The organism is Rhodopirellula sp. UH5 (genome assembly GCF_056839225.1).
In genome coordinates this window covers 3,630,991-3,643,600 of sequence record NZ_CM166390.1, presented here as the reverse complement: position 1 = coordinate 3,643,600, position 12,610 = coordinate 3,630,991, and the positions used below count along the sequence as shown (strand labels likewise).

Below are 12,610 nucleotides of genomic sequence, written 5' to 3'. Positions count from 1 at the left end.
GCGTGTTTTGCGGGGCTGGAGACGCGGAAGGCTATGCCGGTTTTGACGACCGTCCAGGCGCCAAGATTTTCGTTCCAGCCCAGTTTGGTCCTTTTCAGTTGTTTCGACTCGGGACGCCGCTAGTCTGAAACTTTGACTTTTGCAGGCAATCGGCACGCTTCGTGCACCAACGGACATCGCCGCCTGGGCCGAACGAGCACCACCGGAAACAAACGGACTTTTGACCGCCATTTGGAGCCACCTTCCATGCCGACCCCATCGCTGATTCACCGCCTTCGATCTTCAAGCATCCTCGCTTCCAAGTTGACGCTCTCGTGCGTTCTGTTGGGATCAATGTCCAACCCCGTCGCGGTTCTTGCGGACGAAACCGCTTCGGCAGTCAAGCATGCGGGCAACGACGGTCGAGTCAATGAGGGGCGTGTTTCTGTGCAGAAGATTGCCGTCGAAGATCCCACCGACCAGCTGGCCAAGCAGGCCATCGCTGAGCTGGGGTTGGATGAGCAGAACATCATTGAGCAGACGTCGGCCACCTCAGCAGCGAATGCATTTTCAACCAACGACTCCTTTGCTCCGCTGAGCGAAGCGAAGGGAACCACTGGTGGTTTGGACGATCATCGATCGACACCTCCACTGGCGGATCATCCGTTGAGTTGGGCGCTTGGGTTTGCCCAAGCTCATGCGGACCACATTCGCCAGCACGTCAGCGACTACAGTTGCAAACTGATCAAACGCGAACGGATTGATGGTGATTTGCAAATCCCTCAAATCATGGACGTGGCGGTTCGCGTGGAACAAGCCAACGAGCAAGGTGAGGTCTCACCGATGTCGGTGTTTCTGCAGTACCAGTCACCGCGCACCCTCCGTGATCGTCGCGTGCTCTACATCGAGGGCGAGAACGAAGGCAAAGCCAGGGTTCGAAAAGGCGGTGGGGCACTGAGCTACTTGGTGCTGTCGATCGACCCACACGGGCGTCAAGCGCAAGAGCAAAGCAACTACCCCATCACGGACATTGGCTTTGACAAAATCATGAATCGGTTGATCGGGCTGATCGAATTCGACATGGAGAATGATCCCAGCGGCGACAACACCGAAGTGACCTACTTTCGCAACGCTCGGGTGATGGGGCGTCCAGCCACGCACATCCAAATCGTACATCCGACCCAGGAAGGTGGGGTCACATTCCATCGTGCCAACGCGTTCATCGACGACGAACTGCACGTGCCGATTCGTTTGGAAGTCTACGATTGGCCCGCTTCGGAAAGTGATGCACCTGAGTTGAAGGAAGAGTACACCTACGCGGATCTGAAGCTGAACGTCGGTTTGGCGGATGCCACGTTTGCATCGACTCGATTAAAAGGCAAACTGAACGGCAACGTCGGCCTGACCGAAGCCGATTTGAAAGTCAGCCCCAACGCAGTCGCCAAAGACTGAGCGATTTTCGCGGGATGGTCGTTGTTGCGTTGCTAAAAAGGTACGCAGTTGTCATCGGGGATGTGAGCCGCTTGGCGTTAGCCACGGTTCCCGCACTGAACCGGGGCGAACGCCCAAACGGCTCATGGGATTCAACTCAATCATTCCTGCGTAGCTGCTTCGTTTGGGCACGCTTCGAGCGAACGTAGCAACGGTTTCGAACTTCGATCTCGACACGCCAGGTCACTTCTGTCTGAGATAGCTGCTGTTGAGGATCGTGAGCGATTGGACCTTTCCGTTTTCTTGCCCTTCCAGCAACACGCTGACGTCGTCGTCGGATCCATCCAAGTATTGAAGGCGTTTGGGAGAGGACGTTTTCACGAGTTTGCCAAACGTTTTGGGGCCTCCCCAGTCGATCACCATTTCCAAACCTTCGCCGGCTTCCGAAACCGTTATCACCCTCGACTGAAGTCTGAACTTCCCGACGAGCGATTCGCGAAATTCTTGCTCGAACTGCTGCGATTTCGGGAGTGGAATGACCATGGTCTCCAAAGCCTTTCGGCAGCCTGATTCGGCGAGGAAGAAACCACGTTTGTCGTCGGTGTTGGCCAGGACGATCAAAGAGGCGTTCTGTTCTGGGTACCAAGAGACCGCGGTGAGAAAACCACGCACGGAACCAGTGTGAGAGACTCGCTGATGAGGTTCGCCTGCATCGGCAATTCGCCAGCCCAGTCCGTAGCTGCCGTCGGGGCCGGGTTGCAGCATTCGTTCCACACTCGCTTTGGATCTCCGAAGCGTCAGAAGAAAGGAGAGCATGTCCTCCGCGTTGGTGACGATCCCTCCCATTCCTTGATATTGCAAACCGTAAAAATCGCCGTATGGATGCTCCAGTGCGGAACGGTCTGCGCCATAGGTTGATTTGCCAATTGACACCTGGAAGCCCTCGGGGGCGGAGTCACCGGTGAAGCACGCGGCATCCATTTTCGCAGGACGCAAAACCAATTCGCGAATTGCGTTTGGGTAGGTTTGGCCGGTTACCTTCGCGATGATCGCGGCGAGCAACGCGTAGCCCTGGTTCCAATATTCAAATTGGGTTCCTGGTTTCTGCTGTGGACCGCCTTGCAGATAGGCTTGGGTCACCTTCCCGACATCTTTTGACACAGGGCCATAGTTCGTGCCCGGAATGCCGGAGGTATGTTGCAGCAGATGTTGGATCGTGATGCCACGGCAACTCTCAGGGACATTTGGCAAGTGATCCGCAATGGAATCCTCAAGAGACAATTTGCTTTGTCGGTCGAGGATGATCACCGCGAGAGCCGTGACCGGTTTGGTCACCGACCCAATCTCGAACAGCGTTTTGGAATCGATCGGAGTTTTCGATTTGGAATCGGCGTAGCCAAAGCTTTGATTGGCGATGACCTTTCCATCTTTTTCGGCAACCACGATGCCGCTGAAATTGCTTTTGCCGGCTAGGTCGATGGCTTCTGCGAATTGGCTCTGAAGTGATTCCTGCCCCATCAGACTTGGGACGAGAAAGAATTGACTTATCAGTGTCGATATCAAGAGACTGGTGCAAAAGCGTACGGCCATTTGTTTGTTCCCGCGGATCGATTGAGACCAGTGCCACCGGTAGGGCGATGACCGTTCGTATTTGGAATCGTCTTCTGTGGGACTGCATGCGTGCCACCCGATTGGGTCAAGTTTGGGGCTCGCATTCAATGATTGGTTCGACCGAGTGGGATCACTCCATGCAAAACGCTGGAACCATGTTTGGATCCAGCGTTTGTTGTCGGGTGGGGAGTTGGGATCCCTATTTGCCGTAGGGTTCTTTCGTAGAGGAATTTATCATCGATTCATAGTCTTCCATTTCTTGCGCCGCATCCGCAGGTTGCTGGATGACGGTTGATTCGCCGCTGTCGCATCCGATGCAGAACAGAGAGAGAGCGATCAGCGAAAGCAAGGCAAACGATCGGTTGGAAGATGGGGTTCGGGACATCAGCGTTCAGTTCCGTATGAGAGAAAGAGGGGGACAAGGTTGGAAAAGAGAAAAGCGTTGTGGCTGCATTGCAACAACGCTTTTCGTTTCCCGGGCGTCGAACAGGTCGCCTGATCGACAATCAGATCGAGTCCAGCGACACGATTTCTTTGTTGGCTTTTGTGCCAAGAGCACCCCACAATCCGTAGGGGCTCTGCGATCCCGTGTTGCTTGGGCTGTGGTCCTTGTAGACGGTGTGAGCACGCGAGTTGCCCGCTTCAATCGAGTCGGTGATGAACTTCACGGCCCCATCACCCATCAACACATGCACTCCGCCTTGGTGACGTGAACTGGGTGGGTAGATGCCCCAAGTGCTGTCGGCCGTGGTGCGAGAGACGGTTTCGCTGTTGGGGGAAAGGATGGTGTTCATGCCAGAGTGTTGCATTTCGCCGTCTGCCCAGTGAAATCCACGAGCCCAGCTTGCGCAGGCGCCGTCCCCAGCAGCGTTGTCCGTGGTCAAGTTTTCCCCGGATCGCCAGAATTGTGGCCGTTCGGGATCGATCTTGTCATTGTCTTTTGCCCAGGAAGGGTTGTCCCGCAAGGGTGCCGAGCCGGGACCGTCGATCGGAGCGGTTCGGATATCGCGGTCACCCAGGTCCGTGGCAATTTCGCCAGCCGCGATCGTGTTGGACAAGCCGTCCAGCACATCCCGGAAACCGGTGTATTGGCGAGCGATGAACATGCCCCGACCTGAGGCACGGATTTGTTCCGCATAACCCGAGTTGATCACAAACGGATTGGAACCGCCCCATGCGCCGACTTCTCCGTATTCGACGGCATCGCCTTGGCATGCGGCATAGTTCGTTCGCCCGAGCGCTGGCAGTCCCGTTCCTGGATCGCTGGGGCAACGAAGAGCCGCCAGTTCCGTGATCCAGGGGGTGTAATCGGATCGCCACGGTGCGGGGCCCATCCCAGGCCAAGGGGTCGCACGAAGTGTCCCGTCCGTGTTGATTGCCAAAGGGTTGCTGATCTGTTCCCACAAACCTTGTTGTTCGATGAAAGGCAAGATCGCAGGCAGCCAACCCAGACGCAGTTGGTTCCCGCCGAGCGATCCATCGTTGGCATTGTTGGACCCGCCTTTTTGAGCAGGCAGCTTGTTGTAGGCCGAGTGATAGTTGTGTAGTGCAAGTCCGATTTGCTTGAAATTGTTGCTGCAGCTCATCCGTCGGGCTGCTTCGCGTGCCGCTTGGACGGCTGGCAACAACAAGCCAACCAGGACGCCGATGATGGCGATGACCACCAAAAGTTCCACCAATGTAAAACCGCTTCTGCGCATCTTCTTCATAAGACTCTCCCCGAGAGCTGATCGCGAAAGGATGGCACCAGCCATTGCTGAAGTCGAGAGTTCGACTGTGATGCCAAGTGGTAGACAAGGCAACGCTTTCCAAGAATCGCTTGGTGCACGTTGTGCCACTTCTAAGGGGATTAAGTTCTCCTACGATGCAATTGTTTCGCGAGAATCCTAAATTTTAGTGCGTCTTTTCACGAGAGGGTTCCTCACGCCATGGGGGACTGCCAAGAGGGCGGTGCACTTGTGAGTGGGCTGCAGGTGGTCCACAAGGGGCGTGTTCAAAGGCCTGCTAGGCCAACGCGGTTGTCGAACGTTTGGTGCGGCGAAACCCACCTGTTCTTCCGAAGCCTCGCGTCCTTTGCTTCGACGGAGGGCGATTCGAAAGTCATCAGAAATCGCGAAAAGGACCGCGTGGTTCAGCGGCTTCCATCTCGCGAAGCCAATGGGCATACCGTTCTTTGACCATCGCAAGCACCTCGGGGTGTGACTCCGAAAGGTCCTGTTTTTCGGCGAGGTCGCGATCGAGATCGAACAGGCCACCTTGTTCGCCCATCTGGACCCACTTCCACTGGCCGACCCTCGCTCCGATCTGATCGCGGCGTTTCCAGAACATTTCTTTTCTTGGTGATGCTGACTCGCCACGGAGGGTGGGCCACCAATCGAATCCGTCGAGGACAACGCCGGCAGGTGGTTCGACACTCGCAGCTGCTGCGAAACTGGGCAGCAGCTCCAGGCTGGTCAGAAATTCGTCGTTCACCTGCCCTGCTTGGATCTTTCCGGCCGGCCAACGAACGATGCAGGGCACGCGAATGCCGCCTTCCCAGGTCTGTCCCTTGTGGCCTCGCAGCGGTGAGTTGTCGGCACCCCCGCTGCCACCGTTGTCGGAGAAGAAAACGACGATCGTGTCATCGAGGATCTGCTTCGCTTCCAACGTCTTCAGCATCTCGCCAATCGCCGCGTCCATGCAGGTGACGGCCGCACGGTAGTCGCGACGCCGGGCCTGCGGTGTCGCGACCGTTGCCGGGGCGCCGTAGCGATAGCGGTCGGTGACTCTCGTTTCCGCCTCCACGGGCGGGTACATCGCTTTGAATCGTTCGGGTGCCTGCACGGAGGAACGAATGGTGGGATCCAGCGACGACGAATTGTGCGGTGCGTTGAAGGGAACGTACAAGAAGAACGGTTCTTCGCCTGCATGTTCATCCAAAAAACGCAGAGCCTCGCGTTGAAACAGGTATGTGCAGTAGGTGCCCTTGTCCTCTTCCGTCGGTTCGAGGTTGCGAACCATACAAGGCACGCCGTAACGCTCGTGCGTGAAGTAGTCGATGCCGGTGTTGACGAACCCGTAGAAATCATCGAAGCCACGCGAAGTGGGCAGCATTCGACGCAGGGCACCCAAGTCCCATTTGCCATAGATCCCGCTTTTGTAACCGGCCGGTTTCAAGACGGCTGGGATGATCGCCTCACGTTCGTCCATCCCGCCGATGCGTTCGAACGTCACGGCGTATTCTTCGGGCGTGTAGCGATGGCCGTAGTCGGGAGCTTCGTTGCGGATCATGTCATAGATCCCGTTTCGCTGCGGATAACGCCCCGTCAACAGACTGGCCCGCGACGGTGTGCAGGCTGGCCACGCCACATAGAAATTTGTCAGCCGGGTGCCTTCTTTGGCAAGGCGGTCGAGGGTCGGCGTGAGGATGCCGTTGCCAAGGAGGCCCAGGTCGTTGTAGCCCTGATCGTCCGAAACAATCAACAAGATGTTCGGACGATCCGCCGCTGAGGCCTTGGCGGCAATCAGCAATATCGCAAGCGTCATGAGAAAGTGGATCATCCAGTTTCGGGGCGGTTGCATCACGCTGTTCCAGTGGGGATGGGGTGTCAGGTGTTTTGTGAGCTGTGTTGTTCTGCTTGCGTGGGACGCTTCAACGTAGCCATCGACTCAGATTCTCGCGTACGAACGCATCGTCATTGAGAGCTGGGTAAGCGGCGATCACTCGATCGATTTCTTCGGATTGACCGTCCGAGAGAACTTCGTTGGGATCCAGGCACCAGGTTCCAGGCAGCAGGCCTTGGCGGCGTAGCACCTCATGGATTCCGGGAATGCAGCCGGCAAACCCGTTGGCGGCATCAAAGAAGGCTGCGTTGCAATCGGTGACTTCGATGTTACGGCTGAGTAATTCCAAAGGGATGTCATCGCCGCGATCCAGCACTGCGTGAATTTCATCGAGCAATTCAACGGCCTTGCGAGTCCACACGCACCAGTGCCCCAGCAGCCCGCCACGAATTCGAACCGATTTCACTCCGCGTTCCGTGACAATGCGGTACGGCGTCAGCAGGTCAGCGATGATGTTGTCGTCGTTGCCGGTGTAGAGAGTGATCGCGTCGTCGCGATCAGCGTCACAGATGGCACGAACCACATCCAGCGTTTGATAGCGGTTGAAGGGAGCCAGTTTGATCGCGATGACGTTTTCAATCTCGGCGAACTCTCGCCAGAATTCATACGGCAGCACGCAACCACCGACGGCTGGTTGCAAGTAGAAACCGATCACCGGCATGACCTCGGCGACTTCTCGGCAATGAGCAATCAGATCGTCGATCGAATCGTTGGCCAACGCCGCCAGGCTCAACAGACATGCATGATAGCCCTGTGAAACGGCGAACTCTGCTTCGCGGATTGCTTGCGGTGTTTTCCCACAGACGCCCGCCACTTTGAAGATTTCACGGCCTTGCGCACCGGCGTGTTCGTCAATGACCTCGGACGCCAAACGCAACACGGGTTCATACAACGCGTTCGATGGATCACGGATGGCGAACTGCGTGGAGTGAACACCGACTGCGATGCCCCCCGCGCCGGCGTCGATGTAATAGCGAGTCAGCGCCGTTTGGTAACGAGGATCGAATTGGCGGCTGGCATCGAGAGCCAGAGGTTGCGCTGGGATGACGATTCCACGGCGGACGTTCGCGCGGATGTCTGGCGAGAGGTCACTGGTCTGCATCGGTTCAATAGGCTCCGTCACTGACTTCGAAATGAGTGGGCTTGTTCAGCGAACGACCGCCGGTCTTGACCCAGTGGGCTTGCCAGCGAATCAGTTGATCGGCTGAGACGGACGGAGCTCCGAACAGCTTTCTGGCTTGGGAGCTGTCACTCAGGTAAGACGCATCGTCCGGAGTGGTCGTGAAGCGAACTGGCTTGTTCAGCAGTTCCCCGAGTCGCAGGGCAACATCTTCGGTGAGCAATGTTTCTGGACCGGTGACGTTGAGAATGTTCGCTGGCGAGGTGCAGTGGTCCAAGCACATCAACGCTTGATGATTCGCGTCGCCCTGCCAAATCACGTTGAAGGCTTGGACGGAGTTGTCGACGGGCTGCCCGTTCCAAATCTTGGCGGCGATGTCATGCAGCACCCCGTATCGCAGGTCGATCGCGTAATTCAGTCGGTACAGACAGACGGGAGTTCCCCACTCAAGGCTGCCGTACTCGAACATGCGTTCTCGACCCAGGCAGGATTGAGCGTATTCGCCAACCGGCGCCGGAGGTGTGAGTTCGGTCGGTTGGCGATCCACTGAAGCCAGCGGGTAAACACACCCGGTTGAAAAGGCAACGATCTTGGAATCGCGAAAGTGATCCGCCACATTCGCGGGGACAATCGTGTTCATCGCCCAGGTCAAAGGTTCTTCGCCCTCGGTTCCGAATTTTCGGCCGGCCATGAACAGGACATTGGGGACGGGTGGAAGTTTGGCCACGGCGTCTCGGTCGAGCAAATCGCACTGGATCGTTCTGACGCCCGCCGATTCCAATCGAGCACGCGCGTCTGCATCGGAAAACCGTGCCACCCCGTGTACTTTTTTTCGCAGGCCAGCTTTCTCGATTGCCGCAACGGCCAACTGGCCCAAGCTGACACCCATCTTCCCAGCGATTCCCAAGATGATCAGGTCGCCATCGAGTTGTCGCATGAACTCGATCAGTGCATCGCTCGGTCGAGACAGCAATGTGTCGAGTTGCGATTCAGATTCAATCCACTCAGGAAATTCGACGGCCATCGTCTGCTGCTCGTTGGTGGTCACAAGGTTGGACCCTGATTCTAACGTCGCGTGACCACGTTGGCTTGCTCGAGCCCAGAGCCCTCATGAAACCGTGAGAGCATGTGCGAACCGCACCTTTGGTTGTCGTCGTTCAGTCGTTGAGTGGATCAGGGAACTTGGAGGTGTGGTCGTGGACGATTCGCCAGCCTTCCGGAAAACGCTGGAACACGAGCGTGAATCGGCCGCCCATCGGTTCGTCTCGTTCGAGTTTCCAGACTCCCAGGACTTGCATGGCAGCGTCGCCGAGTGGCAAGAATTCGAGATCCGTGAACGTGAGCTCTCCCATTTCTTTCGACGTTGGATAACGTTTCTTGTATCGCTGCCACGTCGCGTCGAACCCGCGAGTCACTTCGCCACCGGAGGAAAACGTGAGCTGGTCGCTCTTCCAGTAGACGTCCATGAACGCGTCGATGTCGCCCGCATTCCAGTCGCTGGCTTGCTGTTGGATCAGAGCCGTGATTTCCGCCGCGGGTGAGTTTGTTTGGTCCGTTGTGTCTGCTGGGGCTCCGCCGTTGTCGAGGATCAAGTGCGTCTCGAATCGTCCGGTGCTGTCGGCTGCAGCGCAGCTCATGCCAGGTGTATTGTGCTGCATCACGATCTCGCCGGTTTGTGAAACGGCGATCAATCCACCGATGCCAGGCTGAAGACGATTCTGCATGATCTCCGTGACGGCTGATTCGAGCGATTTGCTCGCGTAACGCATTTGAGCTGCGATGTCATAGGCGACGCTGTTACGGATGTACTCTTCGCCAACACCGGTGCCGGAAACGGCGCACAAGCCATTGGCGGCGTACGTGCCTGCACCGACGATCGGTGAATCGCCAACTCGTCCGGGCAGCTTTTGGGCGGTGCCACCGGTGCTGGTTCCTGCGGCCAGGTTCCCATGCGAATCCAACACCACACAGCCAACGGTTCCCAAGTGGGATTCGTCTTCCTCCTGATTGGCGGAAGCAATGTTCGCTGCGTCATCGCCATCGCGTTGGGAGAGAAAGTATGCCGGATCGACGAGAGGCACTTGCTGTGTTTCTGCAAACTCATCGGCACCGGGACCGACGAGCAGCACGTGTTTCGTGTTCGTCATCACCCGGCGAGCAAGCGAGATTGGATTCTTGACCTTGGTCACGCCAGCAACGGCGCCACACCCGAGTGTCTTGCCATCCATCACCGAAGAGTCCATTTCGACGCGTCCGTCATTTGTCAAAACAGAACCACGCCCGGCGTTGAAGATTGGATTGTCTTCCAAGGTGCGGATGACGGCTTCGACGGTGTCCATGGCGGTTCCGCCGTCGGCGAGCAGGTCGCGTCCTGTTTGCAACGCGTGTTGCAATCCGGCGGTTCGTTTTTGGCTGGATGCCTCACCGAGTTGTGCGGGAGAACTGCCTGCTCCGCCATGAATCACGATGGCCCAGGTTGGTTTCATGGCTGGCTCTTCACTGTGGGTGCTCCTTGTGCTGATCAACGCCAATAGGATAGCGGGGACAAGGATCGTCGCATTGAACTTCATACTTCAGGCCTCAAGCGTCGGCGACACAACGAACTGGATTCAACGTCGAAACCATCTTCCATCGGCGAGAGAGACGCGGGAAGGGGACGCGATCGGGCGGTCCGCGGCGAAGGGAAGAAGAGGTGAGGCAGGATTCTGACGGCTGCAGCAGCGCCGGCAAAGGCCCGGTTCGGTGGGGATTCCCTGCTTCAAAAGGAAGCTTTTTGAGGCTGATGTCACGGGGATTGTTTTTTAAAAAAGATGGCGGCGGTCCGGCGTGAAACTGGCAACGTGTTGTGTAGGCGGATGCGTTCGTTACACAAGTTTTTGCTACTGGAGAACTCACTATGTCCCGTCCATCTCATCGCCAATCCCGTCCCTTGGAGCATCTCTTTCGAGCCACGACGCAGTCGGGAATCTCCAATTCGAGGATGACCAATTTTGAGCCCAGCCCGAATGTCCAACGATTGAACATGGAGCTCGATGGCTCACCCGGTCAGGACAAGAAACCGTCGTCGATCAACCGCATTGCCGCTTATGAGCGACAGCATCTGCCGACGGGGAGACGCGTGGTGGACACCGAGGCGGTGGACCACTGCTTTGGCAGCGACGTGGATTACTTGGTGGATTTGGACGACTGCTCAAGCGAATGAGGTGAGTGTCACCACGGTGGCTGGCGATGCACTGAGTCGAATTCTTGTGACACTTCGATGCAAAAGCGTCCTTTGTTGAAGGAGAGAATGCGTGGCCGTGATGGCCGCCCTTTCCATGTTCCTTTCTTTCACGACGCGCAGAGGTGCACGATGAATTTCCAACGAGTCTCCTTCCTGATCGCAACGGCTTTGCTGTCGGCTGCTTTCTGCAGCAGTGACGTCGTTGCCCAGTGCAGGTCGGGTGGCGGCAGATCGCCGAGCGGCAGCCCGGCCTCGTACACAAGCAACTCGATGTATCCGCAGAACGCTCTGGTCTCCAATGGGTATCCCCAGGGCAACTTGGCCGCGCTGCAGTACCAGCAACAGCAGTTGGCGTCCCAACGGCAAGTCGCAAACGTCGCCTATGAGAACTTGCAGCGACAACGACTCGCTGCGATGCAGTTTGAGACAGAAGTCCAACTGCAACGTTTGGCTCGTGCGGAAGCGAAAAGAGCCGCTCGAGCAGAACGCATCGCGTCCCGGTTGCGTGAGCAAGGGCGATTGGATGAGTCCTACACTCTGGCGTCGGTCCATGTCGGTGAAGACATCCCACGACGCTGACTCAAGACCGAGCGAAGAAGTTTCACAATGAAAGTTGTGGCTCAGGCTTCGAGTGGTCTGTCAGCACTTGTTTTTAGGGTAGTGGACGAGGCCACGATTCCTGAACTGGCGTTAAATCCAAGGACTCGTGGCCTCGTCCACTACGATCAACCCTCACTTTTAGCTGTGACAAACCACTAGCCTGAGTTGCACGCAAGCACCGGCTGAAGCCTATGCCACTTGATTTCCAACCTGCCTTAGACAGGGCTGGATGCCATGTCAGCCGATTTGGAATGGCTGAAGTGGTTGGCGGTACCGATGCCGTGTGGAGCCGAGATTCCCTGCGACGCCTTGTGAGCCCTGCCCGTCGTTTCGTGGGTGCTTCGCGAGCGGTACGCCCAACGGACGTTCAGATCATCAACGGCAACCAGCAATGGATCAGCGTTGCAGTCGACACGAGCTTGGTACCTGACCACAACGGTTGATCCACTTTGGACCGTGTTGAAGTGCAGGTTGAGGTTCCGGTGCATGGAATGGTTGGTCGGACGGGACGGATTTCCATCGATGTGAGTTGAGAGGATCTGATCGAACATCAGATTGGGGCTGTAGCTGCGTGACAGTGCCACTTGCACGACGTCGTCTTCGTCCTCGACCTGAGGCAGCTCCAGCGTGATGCGGAATTGAAGAACGTCTCCAGCAATCGCGATTTTCTTGTCGCATGATTCAAGCCAGCGAAGTGGCCCGGCTTCTCCACGAGAGATCGCGATGGTCTGAGATTCGTGGACTGCAGCTTGAATCGTGTTGCACGATTCGATGAGTTTGTCCAAAGCCAAGTCGTTTTGGGGAGAGTCCACTCGTGTCAACTTCATGCGTTTTGTTCCTGATCCACGTGGGCCTGATTTTCAGAGAAACGGCTTCATTGCCGAACTCTCTCTCCGTCGCATGAAGAGATCTTTGCACCTGAAATCGCGCGGCGAGCAGGAGTCAAGACGAGAAGCAGGGAAACTTCCGCCTCGAAGGGGCACGCGTGTGATCTGGAACGATTATCAGGACGCGTGGGATTGGGGCATGCAGAGAGAAGGAGA

The 12,610-nt window shown here is 56.8% G+C and carries 11 protein-coding genes; 3 read left to right on the top strand and 8 right to left on the bottom strand.

Translation table 11 applies throughout. The features are described 5' to 3' along the window. Positions 1 to 333: 333 nt before the first annotated feature. A complete protein-coding gene (locus UH5x_RS13000) occupies positions 334 to 1,431 on the top strand; it encodes a DUF1571 domain-containing protein (RefSeq protein ID WP_482635882.1) in 1,098 nt (365 codons plus the stop codon). A 222-nt stretch (positions 1,432 to 1,653) separates the two neighbouring features. On the opposite strand, the gene UH5x_RS12995 is transcribed toward UH5x_RS13000, so the two are convergent. From UH5x_RS12995 to UH5x_RS12965, 7 genes are all read right to left on the bottom strand, one after another. Continuing rightward, complete coding sequence (locus UH5x_RS12995; RefSeq protein ID WP_482635881.1) at positions 1,654 to 2,928, bottom strand: serine hydrolase domain-containing protein; 1,275 nt, start codon at positions 2,926 to 2,928, stop codon at positions 1,654 to 1,656. A 292-nt stretch (positions 2,929 to 3,220) separates the two neighbouring features. Continuing rightward, a complete protein-coding gene (locus tag UH5x_RS12990) occupies positions 3,221 to 3,406 on the bottom strand; it encodes a hypothetical protein (RefSeq protein ID WP_482635880.1) in 186 nt (61 codons plus the stop codon). 121 nt (positions 3,407 to 3,527) lie between these two features. Continuing rightward, a complete protein-coding gene (locus UH5x_RS12985; RefSeq protein ID WP_482635879.1) occupies positions 3,528 to 4,730 on the bottom strand; it encodes a DUF1559 family PulG-like putative transporter in 1,203 nt (400 codons plus the stop codon). A gap of 394 nt (positions 4,731 to 5,124) precedes the next feature. After that, a complete protein-coding gene (locus tag UH5x_RS12980) occupies positions 5,125 to 6,582 on the bottom strand; it encodes a sulfatase family protein (RefSeq protein ID WP_482635878.1) in 1,458 nt (485 codons plus the stop codon). A gap of 70 nt (positions 6,583 to 6,652) precedes the next feature. Further along, a complete protein-coding gene (locus UH5x_RS12975) occupies positions 6,653 to 7,726 on the bottom strand; it encodes a dihydrodipicolinate synthase family protein (protein WP_482635979.1) in 1,074 nt (357 codons plus the stop codon). Between the two features lie 4 nt (positions 7,727 to 7,730). Next, positions 7,731 to 8,768 (bottom strand): NAD-dependent epimerase/dehydratase family protein, encoded by a 1,038-nt coding sequence (locus UH5x_RS12970; protein WP_482635877.1) that lies wholly within the window; start codon positions 8,766 to 8,768, stop codon positions 7,731 to 7,733. 133 nt (positions 8,769 to 8,901) lie between these two features. Further along, the gene (locus UH5x_RS12965; RefSeq protein ID WP_482635876.1) at positions 8,902 to 10,314 is read right to left on the bottom strand and encodes an isoaspartyl peptidase/L-asparaginase; all 1,413 of its coding nucleotides are present in this window, start codon (positions 10,312 to 10,314) and stop codon (positions 8,902 to 8,904) included. 410 nt (positions 10,315 to 10,724) lie between these two features. On the opposite strand from UH5x_RS12965, the gene UH5x_RS12960 reads away from it, so the two are divergent. Together UH5x_RS12960 and UH5x_RS12955 are read left to right on the top strand one after the other, a co-directional pair. Beyond that, complete coding sequence (locus UH5x_RS12960; protein WP_150122475.1) at positions 10,725 to 10,946, top strand: hypothetical protein; 222 nt, start codon at positions 10,725 to 10,727, stop codon at positions 10,944 to 10,946. 150 nt (positions 10,947 to 11,096) lie between these two features. Beyond that, on the top strand, positions 11,097 to 11,546 hold the full coding sequence (locus UH5x_RS12955; RefSeq protein WP_482635875.1) for a hypothetical protein: 450 nt from the start codon (positions 11,097 to 11,099) through the stop codon (positions 11,544 to 11,546). Positions 11,547 to 11,782: 236 nt separating this feature from the next. On the opposite strand, the gene UH5x_RS12950 is transcribed toward UH5x_RS12955, so the two are convergent. Beyond that, on the bottom strand, positions 11,783 to 12,394 hold the full coding sequence (locus UH5x_RS12950; protein WP_482635874.1) for a hypothetical protein: 612 nt from the start codon (positions 12,392 to 12,394) through the stop codon (positions 11,783 to 11,785). Positions 12,395 to 12,610: the final 216 nt, after the last annotated feature.